The organism is Jezberella montanilacus (genome assembly GCF_003003055.1).
In the GTDB taxonomy this organism is placed as follows: domain Bacteria; phylum Pseudomonadota; class Gammaproteobacteria; order Burkholderiales; family Burkholderiaceae_B; genus Zwartia; species Zwartia montanilacus.
In genome coordinates, this window is sequence record NZ_PVTV01000012.1 from 224,199 (window position 1) to 240,996 (window position 16,798).

General features: G+C 53.7%; 15 protein-coding genes. 10 read left to right on the forward strand and 5 right to left on the reverse strand.

Annotated features, from left to right (window positions below; translation table 11 throughout):
• Positions 1-56 precede the first annotated feature (56 nt).
• The 3 genes from BCM14_RS06930 to BCM14_RS06940 are packed head-to-tail and all read left to right on the forward strand — an operon-like array spanning position 57 to position 3,260.
• Positions 57-1,088: a Bug family tripartite tricarboxylate transporter substrate binding protein gene (locus tag BCM14_RS06930; RefSeq protein WP_106227274.1), complete on the forward strand. Its 1,032-nt coding sequence runs from the start codon at positions 57-59 to the stop codon at positions 1,086-1,088.
• Positions 1,089-1,137: 49 nt separating this feature from the next.
• A complete protein-coding gene (locus BCM14_RS06935; RefSeq protein WP_259673468.1) occupies positions 1,138-2,013 on the forward strand; it encodes a dienelactone hydrolase family protein in 876 nt (291 codons plus the stop codon).
• The gene (locus BCM14_RS06940) at positions 2,013-3,260 is read left to right on the forward strand and encodes a TIGR03862 family flavoprotein (RefSeq protein WP_259673469.1); all 1,248 of its coding nucleotides are present in this window, start codon (positions 2,013-2,015) and stop codon (positions 3,258-3,260) included. Before BCM14_RS06935 ends, BCM14_RS06940 begins: the two co-directional genes overlap by 1 nt.
• Positions 3,261-3,310: 50 nt before the next feature.
• On the opposite strand, the gene BCM14_RS06945 is transcribed toward BCM14_RS06940, so the two are convergent.
• Together BCM14_RS06945 and BCM14_RS06950 are read right to left on the reverse strand one after the other, a co-directional pair.
• Positions 3,311-4,486 carry a type II toxin-antitoxin system HipA family toxin gene (locus BCM14_RS06945; protein ID WP_106227275.1) on the reverse strand — a complete coding sequence of 392 codons (1,176 nt, stop codon included), beginning with the start codon at positions 4,484-4,486 and terminating at the stop codon, positions 3,311-3,313.
• 2 nt (positions 4,487-4,488) lie between these two features.
• Positions 4,489-4,743: a helix-turn-helix domain-containing protein gene (locus BCM14_RS06950; protein ID WP_106227276.1), complete on the reverse strand. Its 255-nt coding sequence runs from the start codon at positions 4,741-4,743 to the stop codon at positions 4,489-4,491.
• A gap of 202 nt (positions 4,744-4,945) precedes the next feature.
• Between BCM14_RS06950 and BCM14_RS06955 the strand changes: the two genes are divergently transcribed.
• The 6 genes from BCM14_RS06955 to BCM14_RS06980 all read left to right on the forward strand — a co-directional run bounded on the left by BCM14_RS06955 (position 4,946) and on the right by BCM14_RS06980 (position 11,801).
• Complete coding sequence (locus tag BCM14_RS06955; RefSeq protein WP_106227277.1) at positions 4,946-6,574, forward strand: GMC family oxidoreductase; 1,629 nt, start codon at positions 4,946-4,948, stop codon at positions 6,572-6,574.
• A 137-nt stretch (positions 6,575-6,711) separates the two neighbouring features.
• Positions 6,712-7,983 (forward strand): putative Na+/H+ antiporter, encoded by a 1,272-nt coding sequence (locus tag BCM14_RS06960; protein WP_375318471.1) that lies wholly within the window; start codon positions 6,712-6,714, stop codon positions 7,981-7,983.
• A gap of 103 nt (positions 7,984-8,086) precedes the next feature.
• Positions 8,087-8,518, forward strand: coding sequence for an FmdB family zinc ribbon protein (locus tag BCM14_RS06965; RefSeq protein ID WP_106227278.1), 432 nt, complete (start codon positions 8,087-8,089; stop codon positions 8,516-8,518).
• Between the two features lie 24 nt (positions 8,519-8,542).
• Entirely contained in the window at positions 8,543-9,136 is a 594-nt protein-coding gene (locus tag BCM14_RS06970) for a DUF502 domain-containing protein (RefSeq protein ID WP_106227279.1), read from the forward strand.
• A 42-nt stretch (positions 9,137-9,178) separates the two neighbouring features.
• Entirely contained in the window at positions 9,179-10,975 is a 1,797-nt protein-coding gene (gene aspS, locus BCM14_RS06975; RefSeq protein WP_106227280.1) for an aspartate--tRNA ligase, read from the forward strand.
• 46 nt (positions 10,976-11,021) lie between these two features.
• Positions 11,022-11,801, forward strand: coding sequence for an endonuclease/exonuclease/phosphatase family protein (locus tag BCM14_RS06980; protein ID WP_106227281.1), 780 nt, complete (start codon positions 11,022-11,024; stop codon positions 11,799-11,801).
• Positions 11,802-11,823: 22 nt separating this feature from the next.
• Here the strand turns inward: BCM14_RS06980 and BCM14_RS06985 are convergent, their stop codons facing one another.
• From BCM14_RS06985 to BCM14_RS06995, 3 genes are all read right to left on the reverse strand, one after another.
• Positions 11,824-12,141 (reverse strand): hypothetical protein, encoded by a 318-nt coding sequence (locus BCM14_RS06985; RefSeq protein ID WP_106227282.1) that lies wholly within the window; start codon positions 12,139-12,141, stop codon positions 11,824-11,826.
• Between the two features lie 102 nt (positions 12,142-12,243).
• Complete coding sequence (locus tag BCM14_RS06990; protein ID WP_106227283.1) at positions 12,244-13,524, reverse strand: O-antigen ligase family protein; 1,281 nt, start codon at positions 13,522-13,524, stop codon at positions 12,244-12,246.
• A 54-nt stretch (positions 13,525-13,578) separates the two neighbouring features.
• Entirely contained in the window at positions 13,579-14,994 is a 1,416-nt protein-coding gene (locus BCM14_RS06995; RefSeq protein ID WP_106227415.1) for an MFS transporter, read from the reverse strand.
• Between the two features lie 74 nt (positions 14,995-15,068).
• Here BCM14_RS06995 and BCM14_RS07000 point away from each other — a divergent pair, with 74 nt between their 5' ends.
• Positions 15,069-16,745: an acyl-CoA synthetase gene (locus BCM14_RS07000; RefSeq protein WP_375318472.1), complete on the forward strand. Its 1,677-nt coding sequence runs from the start codon at positions 15,069-15,071 to the stop codon at positions 16,743-16,745.
• Positions 16,746-16,798: the final 53 nt, after the last annotated feature.

Below are 16,798 nucleotides of genomic sequence, written 5' to 3' on the forward strand. Positions count from 1 at the left end.
AAGGCTGTCAGCAAGTTAAACCGAACAGCCAAGCCAAAGTAAGTGAGGAGCAAAGTATGTCAGAAAATAAATGCGGGATCGTGCGCAGAAGCTTGAATCAAGCCTTGTTGAGCTTAGCAGCGCTCGCGCTGACTGGCTTAACCGAGGTAACCGGGCTAAGCGGGTTAACTGCGCAAGCACAACCTGCTTCACCTTATCCATCTAAGCCGATCAAGCTTGTGATCGGTTATTCGGCTGGCGGCCCCACCGATCTGATCGGACGCTACATGGCCCACGGGATGGAGCAGATTCTTGGGCAGCCCATGATTGTCGAGAATAAGCCCGGTGGCGGTTCGAACATTGCCAGCGAGCAAGTTGCGCGCGCTGCGCCTGACGGTTACACCTTATTCGTCGGCACGATCTCTAACGCCACCAATATGTCGGTGTACGACAACATGCGTTACGACACGATGAAGGATTTCGTGCATGTGACGCACTTCATGTCATCGCCTAGTGTTCTCGTGGTGAATGCCGCGGTGCCCATCTACAACTTAAAAGAGCTGATCGCCTACGCGAAAGCAAACCCAGGAAAACTGACGTATGCAACGACGGGTACGGGCGGTTCAACCCATTTTGCAGGTGAACTCCTTAAACTGAGAACGGGCATCGATGTGCTGCATGTGCCTTACAAAGGGGCTTCACCAGCGATCACCGACATCATGGCAGGTAATGTGTCGATGGGCTTCATGACTGCTGCGGGTTTGGTGCCCTCAATACAAAGCGGCAAGCTTAGGGCGATTGCGGTAGCAGGGGTTAAGCGCTTGCCACAATTGCCGAACGTGCCAACGGTTGAAGAAGAGGGCATACCAGATTTTGAGGTGAGCTCATGGAACGGCCTCTTTGCGCCAGCCGGCACGCCTCCCGCTATTGTTCAGAAGTTGTCACAAGCCGCACTGACCGTGCTGGCAAGACCAGAGACACAGGCGCAGTTTGCCGAGGATTCCGCTTTTGTGGCGGGGGGCTCGCCAGAAGATTTCCGCAAATATGTTGCTGCCGAGATTGCTAAGTGGGCAGCCGTTGCAAAGGCAGCTAATATCAAACTGAATTAAGCTTTTGACTTCCCGCTTCTTGCCCGCCCATCCTCTCAGGAGACTTGCCGTGAATAAACCTACCCCTGAATTTGATAGTTTGTTACCGCCTTTGGTGTTGAATCGTCGTGGTTTTTTGACGACCTCGGTGATGAGTGGCTTTGCCTTGGCCGCTGGTCCCGTGATGGCACAAACAGCCATCAAGACTGACGACAAAGGCTTGATCGCCGGTCAAGTGCAGATTCCTGTTGCAGGCGGCAGTGTGCCTGCCTACCGCGCAGCACCCGCTGGTAAGAAAAATCTACCTACCGTTCTGGTCGTGCAGGAGATCTTTGGCGTTCATGAATACATTCAGGATGTCTGTCGTCGTTTAGCCAAGCTCGGTTACCTGGCCATCGCGACCGATTTGTACTCGCGTCAGGGCGATCCGTCCAAATACCCTGAAATGAGCAAGTTATTTACCGAAGTCGTTAACAAGGTGCCTGATGCACAAGTGATGGGTGATCTCGATGCGACGGCGGCCTGGGCTGCCGCGAATGGCGGCAATGCCGCGCGGCTGGGTATCACAGGATTCTGCTGGGGTGGACGCGTGGCGTGGCTTTACTCTGCACACAATCCCAAGCTCAAAGCTGCTGTGGCCTGGTATGGCCGTTTGGTGGGTGATAAAGATGCGTTGCATCCCGTCCAACCCGTTGAGCTGGCCGGCAAATTGCATGCGCCGGTTCTCGGCATGTATGGCGGTGAAGATGCGGGCATCCCGGTTGCCAGCATCAACATGATGAAGACTGCGTTAGAAACGGGTGATGCGGCTGCCAAGGCTTCTGAGTTTGTTCTGTATCCTCACGTGGGTCATGCGTTTCACGCAGATTACCGTCCAAGCTACCGCGAAAAGGAAGCAAAAGACGGTTGGCTCAAGATGCAAGCGTGGTTTAAGCAGTACCTGTAGTGACTACGATTGCCGTCATTGGCGCAGGACCTGCAGGCTTGATGGCGGCAGAGACCCTTGTCAAACAGGGTCTTACTGTTCAAGTTTACGAAGCCAAACCCTCTGTCGGCAGAAAATTTCTGATGGCTGGGCGCGGCGGGTTGAACATCACCCACTCAGAGCTGCCAGAGAAGTTCGTGACCCGTTATCGCGGTCGGCACACAGAGATGCGTGACTTGTTAGCGGGCTTTGACGCACAAGCTTTACGCGCTTGGGTACAGGGCTTGGGGATAGAGACTTTCGTCGGTAGCTCAGGCCGTGTTTTCCCGCAAGAAATGAAAGCTGCTCCCTTGTTGCGTGCCTGGTTGCACAGGTTGCGCGGTCAGGGTGTCCAGTTTTATATGCGACATCGTTGGCTGGGGTGGGATGCAGCGTTGGCTCACCCCCCTAGTCACGTGCTGCACTTTGAAACACCAGCTGGCGCCAAACACGTCAGCGCTGATGCAACAGTGCTAGCCCTGGGCGGTGGTAGCTGGGCATCGCTTGGCTCTGACGGTGCGTGGTGGCCCTGGCTGCAAGCACAAGGCGTCGAACTGAATCCTTTGCTGCCAAGCAATTGTGGCTTTGAGGCGAAATGGTCTCAACACTTCATTGACCAGTATGCCGGGCAACCGATCAAGACCGCGACCTTTAAGACCTCAGCTGCCAAATCGGTGGCTATCCGTGGCGAATGCATGCTGACAGCTCAAGGGCTTGAAGGTGGGGTTATTTATTCTTTATCCGCAGAGTTGCGCGATCAGATCCTGAGCCGAGGCAAGGCGAGCCTCACCATCGATCTGCTGCCCGATCACGAAGCACAACGCGTGCTTGATGAACTCACACGTGAACGAGGATCCAAATCCATGTCCTCGCATTTGCGCACTCGCTTGGGCTTACATGGCCTCAAGGCTGGCTTGTTACGCGAATGTACGAGCGCAGAGACCTTCAAAGATCCCTTGAAACTGACCAGGGCGATCAAAGCATTGCCAATCACGCTGGTGGCCTGTCGTCCCATTGACGAGGCAATCAGCACTGCTGGGGGCGTCAAGTTTGAGGGCCTGACAAAAGGTTTGATGTCTAAACAGCTGCCCGGTGTGTTCGTGGCCGGTGAAATGCTCGATTGGGAAGCCCCGACCGGTGGCTATTTGCTCAATGGTTGTCTGGCCTCAGGTAAAGCAGCCGCCGAGGGCGCGATTGAGTGGTTAGCAGAAAGCAAGACAATGCCATGAGAAAAACTCACGAACGACACATCAAATAGAATTGGGCTCGCTTAACTAGCTTAGTGCGTCAACGTAAAGCAGGCTTTATCAATCTGTGGCTTCATTAAGTCCCAGATTGTCGAGTTTTCGGCGGGTGTCCAGCTTTGTGCAACATCCACGATTTGGTCGACTATTTCGCTGGCGTGCTGCAACCTGCAATGCGTCTGACCAAAGTCAATTAAATCTTGACGGGTGGGCCAGGACTTTGTCTTGTTGAGTTTTAGCGCCAAAGAGTCTGTCGGGATATAGCTTGTGGTGTTGACTACGTCGTATAGTGGCGATAAGCGACAGTCTTCAGTTTGTGGGTTGGTATATAACAAACCGAAATTTTTTAAGTGCGCATCGCCGTTACGTAACGCAAGCGACAACGTGACGGATTTGAAGAACTCGAGCAATGACTCGGTGACATGAGCGGGTGAGGCAAATAGCCCAATCGCTTTGGCGACATCCTCATAGCTACTGTTGTATTTATCCTCGTTTTGCTTATTCATCAAAGAAGTCATATCTTCAAAACCAAGATAGCCCTCTTCAGACAAATCAAATCTTTCAATGACGAAAAGTTTCTTATCGTCAGACAACCAGAAATCGGGCGTTTGTAATCCCGCTTTGCGTGCGATGGACATACAGTTGAATTCGTTTTCAGCGAGATCCGGATAATCAAAGCCGCTCGACTTAATGATCAAGCTTCGGTTTTTCATCGATACTTTGTCGATTGAGTCGTTAGCTTCGTGAACTCTGCTGGCGACAAGCACTTTTGGCTGGATGCCTGAGATGCCAGACGCCAGCGCGTACTGGTTCGCAAGATGGTCAAAAAGATCCTCTGTACCCTTCCAGCTCAAAATGTCACTTAGGCTTTCACTTCTGAACTCAGTGGGATTTTCATTTTCAGTCATCAAGCTACGCACGCGACCGATGACTTCCCGCCCAGATATTGCCAAAACAGTCATATCGTCCATTTTGGTGACCTTGGCAAAATGTTCGACGATCCAATCTTTGAGAAAGCCTTCAGGGAGATTTTGCCGAATCGCTCCGGGCAAAATATTGGCCGAGTAACTCTTAGATCGTAGCGGCATTGTCAGAGATATTTCTGTCTCGGGGCGATCCGATCGATAATTGAAGACAAATTGGCTTTCGCGTGCCAATTCACCCGCGTAGCCTTGGGTAGTATGAATATAAAGTTTTTTAATTCGCTGCATGTTTAATCCGAATCATCTGGAAAAAGCGCATCTAAGTCGTCTACTGTCGGACGGCCACGGCCGGGCCGAACGAGAAGCTCAAGGCCGAGCGCCATGCATATCCGCTGCAGCTTGACGATACCTATTTCGTGCAAACCATTCTCGAAGCGGGAGACCATTTCGCGAGTGACCCCGGCACGTCGTCCGAGCTCAGCTTGTGTGAGCCCTTTTTCTTTTCGGCTCTGGATGATGAAATCCTGTATCTGTACAATATCCATGTGATTAATTTATCACAAACTATAACGAAATATAAATTTTGTGATGTTTATATCACTAATTTTATATCAAGTTCTAGTGCTGTAGGGTCCGCTTGGCACGGGCCTCCTGCGGCGGCATATGATTAAAATGCCCAAGATCAGGCTATCCTTGTGACAAATAACGATTCGTCGGGCTATGTAGCCCGCTGCTCAAAAGACAACTATGACGACTTCTCACGCTAGCGCTACTGCACTTGAATTTGATTACATTGTTGTCGGCGCTGGTTCAGCAGGCTGCGTGCTCGCCAACCGGCTATCCGCCGATCCGCAGAACCGGGTGTTATTGCTTGAAGCAGGTGGGCCCGATAACTATCACTGGATTCACATTCCCGTGGGTTACCTGTATTGCATTGGCAACCCGCGCACCGACTGGTGTTTCAAGACGGCGGCTGATCCTGGCCTAAATGGCCGTCAGCTCGGTTACCCAAGGGGGCGGGTGCTTGGCGGTTGTTCCTCCATCAACGGCATGATTTACATGCGCGGCCAGCGTGCTGATTACGATGGCTGGGTCGCCGCCGGCAATCCGGGCTGGGGTTGGGATGACGTACTACCGGTCTACAAAGGCATGGAGCATCACCACGCCGGTAACAGCGAGTTTCACGGCGCTGATGGTGAGTGGCGCGTCGAACCCGCTCGCTTGTCTTGGGAGATCCTGGATCAGTTCCGTCTCGCCGCTGAGCAGGCCGGTATCAAACCCATTGATGACTTCAACACCGGCGATAACGAAGGCAGCAACTATTTCGAAGTCAACCAAAAGGCCGGTTGGCGCTGGAACGCCTCGAAAGCTTATCTGCGGCCGATAAAACATCGCCGTAATCTGACCGTTTTAACCCATGCCCGTACGACTCGGCTGGTGTTTGAGGGCAAGCGCGTGGTCGGCGTTGAGTTCATCAAAGACAGCACCAAACAGATCGCCCGGGCCGCTCAAGAAGTAGTGATGGCCGCTGGCTCAATTGGCTCGGCGCATATCTTGCAAGTGTCTGGTTTGGGTGCTTCGAGCGTCTTGAGTCCTTTGGGCATACCCGTTGTGCATGAACTCAAAGGCGTGGGGCAAAATCTGCAAGATCACCTACAGCTAAGAATGATCTACCGCGTGCAAGGCACCCGCACTTTGAACACGATGGCGAATTCGCTGTGGGGCAAGGCGATGATCGGGCTTGAATACGCACTTACCCGTCGAGGCCCCATGAGCATGGCGCCCTCGCAACTGGGGGTGTTCGCTAAATCTGATCCCTCACAAACGCGAGCGAACGTGCAGTATCACGTGCAGCCCCTGTCGCTCGAAAAGTTTGGCGAACCGCTACACAGTTTCCCGGCTTTTACCGCGTCGATCTGCAATGTCCGCCCGACCAGCCGGGGTCACGTGAAGCCGCTGTCGTCTGATACGGCCGAGGCCCCAGAGATTCTTTGTAATTACTTGTCGACCCCAGAAGATCGTCGCGTCGCCGCTGATAGTATTCGTCTCACACGTCGCATCGTGGGCCAGTCTGCCCTGGCAAAATTCAAGCCGCAAGAGCACAAGCCGGGCGTGGACGTGGGTGATGACGAGGCGGCACTCGCGCAAGCGGCCGGCGATATCGGTACCACTATTTTCCATCCTGTCGGCACCTGCAAAATGGGTCAGGATGAACTGGCTGTGGTTGATGCGAGTCTGCGCGTTCATGGTATTCAGGGATTGCGCGTGGCTGATGCCTCGATCATGCCAACGATCACGTCTGGCAACACGAACTCGCCCACCATGATGATCGCAGAGAAAGCGGCTCAAATGATTTTGGCCGACCGCCGCGTTTAGGGGCTGGGCGCAGTGCTTAGTCGGGCAAACAGCTGTAAGCAAATGTATCTGCAGGGGCATTAAGTAAAAACCGTCGTCCGGTAACGCGTGGCGAGTTATAGTGCCCGGCATACCGTTTATGTTTGGGCGACACCGCGATGGCGATTCCGTTTTCTGTTCAAGTCCTGGCAACCGTGCTGTTTGCGTGTGCGGTGTTGCACACCTTTTCTGTTGCGATTTTTGCCAAGCTATCCGATAAAAAAGGGCCTCACGCGGGCTTCTGGCATCTGTTGGCCGAGGTAGAGGTTGTCTTCGGTATCTGGGCCTTTATTCTCATCGTCGCCATGGCGGTGATGGCGGGGACGTCAACCGCGATTCACTTTGTTGACCACAGTAACTTCACCGAGCCTTTATTTGTGTTCGCGATTTTGGTGGTGGCAGCGAGTCGGCCAATTCTTGAACTCGTGGCGGCGCTGGTACGTCTGTTGGCGAGCGCGCTACCGGTCAATAAGCACCTTGCGACTTTTTTTATTGTGCTGAGCGTGGTTCCGCTGATGGGGTCTCTGATCACCGAGCCAGCGGCCATGACCCTGGCCGCACTGCTCTTGCGTGACGCCTACTTCAAACGCCCTGGTCACGAAACCTTTAAATACCTGACGCTAGGTGTGTTGTTCGTCAATGTATCCATTGGTGGGGTGCTGACGGCTTACGCGGCGCCGCCCGTGCTGATGGTTGCTTCAAGTTTTGGTTGGGATAGCGCCTACATGCTGACTCAGTTCGGCTGGCGAGCACTGATTGCGGTCATGTTTAACGCTGTCTTACTCACCCTGGTTTTTAGAAAACAACTGCTTACCGGTGAAGTCGAGACACACCGCGGCATCACAGAGGATGTCCCAGTTCGAGTGCCCAAAATTGTCGTCCTGGTGCATCTGGCTTTTCTGGCGGGCGTAGTGCTTACCGCGCACCATCCCGCGATATTCATGGGCTTATTGGTCTTTTTCATCGGGTTTTGCACAGCTTATCCGCGGCATCAATCACGCCTGATGATCAAAGAGGGCCTGCTCGTGGGATTTTTTCTGGCGGGTTTGGTCGTTTTGGGTGCTTTGCAAAAATGGTGGCTTCAGGATTTGCTTGGTGGCCTTTCGCCATTGGTCTTGTTTTTTGGTGGGATGGGCCTAACCGCCTTAACCGACAACGCCGCCTTGACCTTTTTGGGTTCACTGGTCGACGGGACTTCTGAGGCCTGGCGTTATATGCTGGTTGCAGGGGCGGTGGCCGGGGGCGGTTTGACCGTCATTGCGAACGCCCCGAATCCAGCGGGCTACTCGATTCTTAAGGGAAGCTTTGAGAATGAAGCGATTTCTGGCGGTCGATTGTTTATGGCTGCGCTCTTGCCGACGGCGGTCGCTGCGGTCATGTTTCTGATCTAAAGCACCGAATCAGTAAAAACCCGCTAAAATTCAAGGCTTTCCCCGATTTATCGGATGCCTGGGCCTGGCTTCGGCTATCTGTGTTTATCCAAAGAGTTTCATCGTGCCAATTTACGCCTATAAATGCAGCGCGTGCGGTTACGCTCACGACACGCTGCAAAAGATGTCAGACGCCCCTTTGACCGTCTGCCCCGAGTGCAAGCAATCAACCTACGCCAAGCAGGTCACTGCAGCTGGTTTTCAGCTTAAAGGCTCAGGTTGGTACGTGACGGATTTCCGCGACAAGGGTACTGGCGCGGCCAAGACTGCTGAGCCTGCTGCGGTCCCAGCAGCTAAAGATGCTGCCCCCGCTTCGGGTGGTTCGAGCGCTGCACCGTCGGCACCAGCCAGTGGCTCGGCCGCTGGATCGACGCCCGCCGCAGCGTCCTCCACTGGTTCGGCGAGCGGTTCTAACAACACTTCTTCGGCCGCCTCTGCTGCCACGCCATCCTCCTCATCCGCCGGTTCCTCCGGTGGGTCGACCGCTAACAGTTAAGCCCACCAGGACAACACCCACATCATGCGCTGGCTGAAAACCTACCTGCTTACCGGCCTCTTGATCTGGGTGCCCGTGGTGATTACCATTTGGGTCTTAGGGATAGTCGTTAATACCCTTGAAGGCGTCGTGCCAGCCTTTCTGTCGCCGCAGGCGCTGTTTGGTTTTGACTTGCCAGGCTTCAGAGTGCTGCTGGTTTTGGTGGTGCTCCTGGTCACTGGTATGCTGGGTGCGAACTTTTTAGGTAAACGACTGTTTAGCCTGTCAGAAAAGATTCTTGGCAGGATCCCACTCGTGCGCTCGATTTATCACTCGGTCAAGCAAGTCAGTGATACGCTTCTGGCGCCTAACGGGCAGGCGTTTCGTCAAGCGGTGATGATCCGTTATCCGCATCAAAGCTCTTGGTCGATTGCATTTTTGACAGGCGCACCGACAGGTGAAATTGCGGCGCACCTCGCGGGTGACTTTGTCAGTGTTTACGTCCCCACAACGCCCAACCCGACCTCAGGTTTCTTTCTGTTAATGCCACGCGCCGAAGTGATCCCGCTGAACATGTCAGTGGATACGGCGCTGAAGTACATTGTTTCGATGGGCGTGGTTTCACCACCCGCGTCGTAATTGTTCGTTATGAATCGCTCGTTTTTTCTTGGAGTACTTTGAATGCGTACCTGCTACACCGGTCAGGTTTGTCGTGATCACTTGGGTCAAACGGTCACTTTGTTTGGTTGGGTGCATCGTCGTCGCGACCATGGCGGCGTGATTTTTATCGACATGCGTGATCGCGCAGGTCTGGCGCAGATCGTGTTTGATCCAGATAATGAGCAAGGTTTTGCGATTGCCGAACGCCTTCGTAATGAATTCTGTATCCGCGTCACGGGCCTGGTGCGCGAGCGCCCAGCGGGCACTAGCAACAGCGATCTTGCTTCTGGTGAAATCGAGATTCTCTGCCGCGAAGTTGAGATTCTCAACCCGTCAGTGACCCCACCTTTTCAGCTCGACGACGAGAACCTGTCTGAGACAACGCGTCTGACACACCGCGTCCTTGATCTGCGCCGTGGCCAAATGCAGCGCAACATGATGTTGCGCTACCGCGTCTCAATTGAAGTGCGTAAATTTCTGGATGGCTTGGGCTTTATCGATATCGAAACTCCGATGTTGACCAAGAGCACACCTGAAGGCGCGCGCGACTACCTCGTCCCATCACGCGTCAATGCAGGTGAGTTTTTTGCTTTGCCTCAATCGCCCCAGTTGTTCAAGCAGATGTTGATGGTGTCTGGTTTTGATCGGTATTACCAGATCACTAAGTGCTTTCGCGATGAAGACCTACGCGCTGATCGCCAGCCCGAATTTACCCAGATCGACTGCGAAACTTCGTTTCTGTCAGAGATCGAAATTCGCGAAATTTTTGAAGAAATGATTCGCCACGTCTTCAAAGCCGTGCAGAACGTTGATTTGCCAGCGCCTTTCCCGACCATGCCCTGGTCAGAGGCCATGCGCTTGTATGGTTCAGACAAACCAGATCTTCGCGTCAAGCTCGAGTTCACCGATTTGACCGACGTCATGACAGACGTCGATTTCAAAGTGTTCGCGCAGGCTGCGACAACCGAAGGTAGCCGTGTAGTCGCGATGCGCGTGCCGGGCGGCTCAGCCATTACGCGCAGTGAGATCGACAGTTACACCAAGTTCGTGGCGATTTACGGTGCAAAAGGGCTGGCCTGGATCAAGGTCAACGACATCGCTCAAGGCCGTGAAGGCTTGCAGTCACCCATCGTCAAAAATCTGCACGACGAAGCCCTGGCTGAAATGCTCAAGCGCACCGGTGCACAAAACGGCGATTTGATTTTCTTTGGTGCGGACAAGGCCAAGGTTGTGAACGACGCGATCGGCGCCCTGCGCGTCAAGATTGGTCACAGTGAGTTCGGTAAAGCTGGCGGCTTGTTTGATAACGTCTGGAAACCACTCTGGGTGGTTGACTTCCCGATGTTCGAATATGACGAAGAGGCGGATCGCTATGTGGCGGCTCACCATCCCTTCACCAGTCCGAAAGATGGCCACGAAGATCTGTTGACGACCGATCCATCACAAGCGATCGCCAAAGCCTACGACATGGTGCTGAATGGTTGGGAGATCGGTGGTGGCTCGGTTCGTATCCACCGCGAAGAAGTTCAGAGCAAAGTCTTCCGTGCCCTGAAGATTGATGCTGAAGAAGCTCAGCTCAAGTTTGGTTTCTTGCTCGACGCGTTGCAATACGGTGCGCCGCCACATGGCGGTATTGCTTTCGGCCTGGATCGTATTGTCACCATGATGACGGGTGCCGAGTCGATCCGCGACGTGATTGCCTTCCCCAAGACACAGCGTGCGCAGTGCTTGTTGACACAAGCCCCCTCGCCAGTTGACGAGAAGCAGTTGCGCGAACTGCATATCCGTTTGCGCCAGGCGGATATCAAGCCAGCGTGAAGTATCTAACGTGATTCAGCGAAGCACGGTCAGAGAGGGGTAAGCAATGACCGTGCTTCGTATCGTTAGCTACAACATCCACAAGGGCAAGTCGGTCTCTGGTCGAGATTCGCTTGCAGCGTTGCGTGTGAATTTGCATACGCTTAATCCCGACATCATGTTCTTGCAAGAAGTGCAGGGGCGTAACGAAAAAAACTCAAACCTGCATGCCCAGCATGAGTCCCTCGCTGCGGCTTTGCAGATGCAAGTGGCCTACGAGCCCAACGCAGTTCGTGTTCAAACCCATCACGGCAATGCTCTATTAGCCAAGTATCCGATCATTGAGTTCGAGAATCAGGACATATCCGATCACGGGCTTGAACAACGCGGCTTGCTGCATGGCATTCTTGATATCAAAGGCGCGCGGGTTCATTGCGTTGTCGTTCATCTGGGCTTATTTGCTGCGAGTCGGATCCGGCAGATAGAGCTGCTTTGTGAGCGTATCGATCGTCTTGTACCGAAGCAAGAGCCCCTGCTGATTGCCGGTGATTTCAATGACTGGAAGGACGAATTGGCGCCGCTGTTTGTCGAGGCACTTGGCGTATCTGAAGTCTTTGCTCAATCTTCCCGTCAACTTAAAAGTGCGCTGAAGATGCCTGAGCTATCGTCTGAACTAGCGAAATTAAAGCCATCGCCGAGGACGTTTCCTGCGGCTTTCCCCTTGCTGCCTTTAGATCGTATTTATCAACGAGGTTTTGCCGTTAAAAGCGCCAAAGTATTGAAGGGCAGGCCGTGGACCCAATTGTCGGATCATGCCCCCATCATTGCAGAGCTTGAGTTGCCGTGAGTTTTAAGTGCCGTGTGCGGGTCTATTTGATGGAATGAAAGACCACTGGGATGCCAATGCCCATCGTGCCGACGCACAGAGCTGCCAAGGTGCCACAAATCCAGATGATGAATTTTTGAGAGATCACCAGACTATTGATACTTGTTGTTAGTTTTCTGACAGCGACTTCGATGATTTGCAATTGCACTTTAAGATCATTGAAGTCATTGGTTGTTGCGTATTGCTGATGATTGTCATCGTAAACACGGTGAAGCACGTTAGCGTGAACGTCAGCCTGTGCACGACTGACGCCAGCGCTGACCAGTTCGTTTGAATAAGCAAGAGAGTTAAATGCTGCCATTACCACCCCATATCAATTAATCGAGACGTGAGGTCACGATGAATATAGTGTGAACTTTTATGAAATGGTTTTCAATAGAGCGCGCCCAACTGTTGCACTCTTTTACACTTTGGCTCGCAAATCCTCGGCGTTAAACTCTGGGTCTGACAAGGCCATCAACCAACCAATCATCACAGCGTAAAAACCGACGGTTCGCATGCCGCGGAACATCAGCTCGGTTAAACCAAACACCGCAAAGCCGAGACAAATCGCCAGGCCCATCGCCGCCGCAACTCTGGCATTGTTGTCACGCCCAAGCGAGAGCCGGCGTGCAAATAAAAACGCGGGTGCAAAGTACACTAATAACAAACCTAAGCCACCCAACACACCTTGCGTGGCCAAGACCATCATCATGTCGCTATGAGGTTCGGCCCAACCGTTAGCGACTCGTTGGGATACGAGACCTTTGCTGACCCGCAGTTGTAGTTCAGGCTGAAAATTCTTGCGCAGTCCCAAACCAAGGATCGGGTTCTCAACAAACATGTCCATTGACGAGCGCCACAACTGCACCCGAATGCAAGTCGAGGTAAAAGCGGTTGAATTGGTCGTGAGGCATTCACTGACTTCGTTGACACCCTCTGTGATGCGTTGATGCATCTTGGGTATGCACAAAATTAAAATCGTGCAGACCGCAATCAAGCCGATGGTGACATACAACATGGTTGCGAGGCGTTTCACCCAGCCATTCAGGTAAATCCAGATCACACCGAAAACAGGCAGGGCCAGCCAGCCGGTTCGGGTTTCAGTGAACACAAACGCGACGAAGGTGATGCCGACAGTGACCCACTTGATGGTTTTTTCTGTGCGCGACCAGGGGGTGAGCGTCCAGCGAGTCGAATACATCAGCAGGACTGCGATCAGCAGCATTAAATTGCCGTACGACACTGAGTTGAATTCTGGCGTTAATGGTCGCCCAAGCTCGCGCTCAGCTGGCCAGAACACATAGGCTGAACTTGCCAGCCCGGCAAAGACGAAGCCCCACGATGCTTGACGCAGCCACTGAGGTTTCATGCTGAGCACAGCGCCCAAGACAAACAGAGAGCCACACAACAAACGCGTCGCGCGCTCAAGCTCTGCCCCAGCCCCTGTTCGATGCAAGCTCATAAATAGCAGGGTTGGCAACAGGCAGTAGGCTAGCGCGCTGGCTAAGGCCCGATAAGGTCTAAGCCCAGTCAAGGTGGCTTTTACGCCCCCTTCTCTGGTGAACCACATCACGAGAGACGACAACACCAGCGCATACCAAGCATTGCTTGCATGGCCGATTTCTGTCAGAAGCAAAACAGGTATGGCTGTAAGCAGCGCGCTACCCAGCACGGAGTTAATTTGCTGTATTGAAATTCGCATATGGCGTCATGATATACGAGCAGCCCAGGTTAAGACGGCTGGCTGCAACGCATCCTAGGGATTGTCCTCGTGTTGAATCCGGATTCGCAGGCTTACCCATGCCACAAAGACGCAAACAAGCACGCAAATGATCAAACCAACCTTGACCCCCGTGCCGACAGAAATGCGCGCAATCAAAATCCCCACCGTTGCGGTGCCGGCTGCGCTGCCGACTGCTCTGGTGGTTTGAACAAGGCCTGAGGCAACGCCAACATCAGCCCGTTCGGCTAGCATTTGCATGAAGAGCGTGAAATTTTGCAGCAAAAAGCCCAAGCCAACACCGCAGAGCGCCAGGGTGAGCAGAATCCAGGTATCTGAGCTTTGAGCCGTGAAGGTGACCGTTGAGACACAACCCAGGCTCAACAGGGCTGCGCCCAAAACCATTAGCCGCTGAGGATGAGAAATCCGTCTAAAAAAATAGCCATTACAAATGCTGCCAATCGGGATGCCTGCCACGAGTGGGGTCATCAATAAGCCCGCCTTGGTTGGGCTGAAGCCAAACTGATCTTGCAGTAAGAGGGGGATATAGAAAATAAGCACATACATGACAGCCCCGATTAAAAAGGCTGCAAGATTCAGCCAACGGGCTTTTGCCGTGCGCAAAATCCTCAAAGGAAAGATGGGCGTGACGGCGCGACGCTCGATGGGGATCAGTGCCCAGGCCGACAGACCGCCCGCCAACATTAAACTCAAGGCAAGCAGCAGATGGTTGGATTTCGAGGGGGCGATGGCTAGTTCTAAACCTGCCAGTGGCGCCCCAACCGCAACCGTCAGGACGGCGGCGCCTAACCAGTCAAAGCGATGATTATCCGCCTTACGCGGAGGCGTCACTTTAGGGAAATGCGTCCAGATCATATAAATGGCGACCCCCGCGGCGGCCGGGGTCAAAAAGAAAGCTGCTCGCCAGCTCAGCGCCTGGGTCAGCATGCCCCCCAAAACGGGGCCTAGCCCGCTTGAGACAGCAAAGGCCACCGACACCAGTGCCATCCAGCGAACCCGCTCTTTGTGGTCGGGGAAGATATCTGCAGGCGCGGTGAAAGTGGTGGCAATCATCATGCCGCCGCCCAGCCCCTGAAAAATCCTGAAACCAATCAATTGCGCCATGCTCTGCGAAACGCCGCTCAGGATAGAGCCCAGGCCGACAATGGCCAACGAGATCAGCATCAAATGCTTGCGGCCATACAAATCGCCGATCCTGCCAAAAATCAGAATCGTGATTGCGCAAGCCAAGAAATATCCCGTCCCTACCCACGCATAGCTGTCCATCCCATCGAGTGCCTGGGCGACTTGAGGCATTGACGTACTGACGATGGTCGAATCAAAGGCCGCTACCACGACTGCCGCACAGATGCCGGCCATTGCCAACAACAGTTGATTGCGCTGATAAGGTGAGTCAGGCGAGCGAGAGGAGGAAGGCGATTCGGTTCGCATAAGCAAAAGCATAGCACTCGACGTAAGATACTAATTGTCTGTGCCGACCTGACCAACAATAAGAGACAAGCATCATGAATATGTACGAGCAAGATCTGCCCAAGACCGCAGCCAATTTTGCGGCTTTATCCCCGGTTGACTTCATCAGGCGATCAGCTGAGGTGCATCCTGAGCGCACGGCCGTGATCCATGGCAGCATCAACCGGACGTGGGCTGAGACCTACGCGCGGGCGATGAAGTTGGCTCATGCGTTAAAAAGCCTGGGGGTGGGCAAGGGCGACACGGTGACCGTGATGCTGCCCAATATCCCTGAAATGCTTGAATGCCATTTTGGTGTGCCAGCGATCGGCGCAGTCATCAACACCTTGAACACTCGTTTAGATGCGGCCAGCTTGACCTATATGCTCAACCACGCGGCGTCTAAAGTCGTGATCGTGGATAGAGAATTCTCGGCCGTGATGCAGGCAGCCTTGATCGAAGCTCGGCGGGTCAATCCGGCTTGTTCACCCAGCGTGATCGATGTGGATGACAGTCAATACCAAGGTGCTGGCGATCTGATTGGTCAAAATACCTATGATGTTTTGCTTCAGGATGCCTCGGCTGAACCGCTTGATTTTCAGGGTGATGAATGGGACGCGATCGCGCTCAACTACACCTCGGGCACCACTGGCGAACCCAAAGGGGTGGTCTACCATCATCGTGGTGCTTATCTCAATGCCGTGAGCAATATTCTTGAGTGGGATTTACCAGCGCATTGCACGTATTTGTGGACCTTGCCGATGTTTCACTGCAACGGCTGGTGCTTTCCCTGGACAATTGCCGCGCGGGCCGGTGTCAACGTCTGCTTGCGTAAAGTCACGCCAGAGGGTGTCTTCGAGGCGATTCGCGACCATGCGGTCACTCATTATTGCGGGGCGCCGATTGTTCACAGCATGCTCGTGAATGCCCCCGAGCCCCTCAAGCAATATGGCATGGCTAACGTGGGGCCTGGCAAAGCGGTCGCAACGGTTAAGGCTATGGTGGCCGGCGCAGCGCCGTCTGCCACCTTGATAGAGAGTATGGCGTCGTTGAATATTTCACTGACACATGTTTACGGTTTGACTGAGGTTTATGGGCCGTGCACGCTGTGCGCACCGCAAGAGGCCTGGGATGAGTTGCCAGCGGCTGAGCGCGCAGTCTATAACGCCCGACAAGGGGTCAGATATCACTTGCAGGCTGGTGCCGACGTGCTTGATCCCCTAACGCTTGAGCCTGTGCCACGAGACGGCGAAACCATCGGCGAGATCGTGGTGCGCGGCAATATCTGTATGAAAGGCTATCTAAAGAACGCCCAAGCCACTCAGGATGCCTTTGAGGGAGGCTGGTTTCACACGGGTGATCTGGGCGTTCGCTTCCCCGATGGTTACATCAAGATCAAAGACAGAAGTAAGGACGTGATTATCTCTGGTGGCGAAAACATCTCGAGCATCGAGATTGAAGACGTGCTTTACAAGCATCCAGCCATTATGGCGGTGGCCGTGGTGGCGAAGCCCCACCCCAAATGGGGAGAAACACCGTGCGCCTTTATCGAGCTAAAACCGGGCACCCAAGTCGAAGCGGCCGAGCTGGTGGCGCACTGTAAGCAACATCTCGCCGGGTTCAAGGTGCCTGGCGCCTTCGAGTTCGGTGACTTGCCCAAGACGTCGACCGGCAAGATCCAGAAATTCGAGTTACGTAAGCGCTCTGGTGCTGTCGCGGCGATTGATGTTTAAACAAACGGGTTGTTTGGCTTCAGAGTAAAATCCCGCAAACATAATAAGGATTT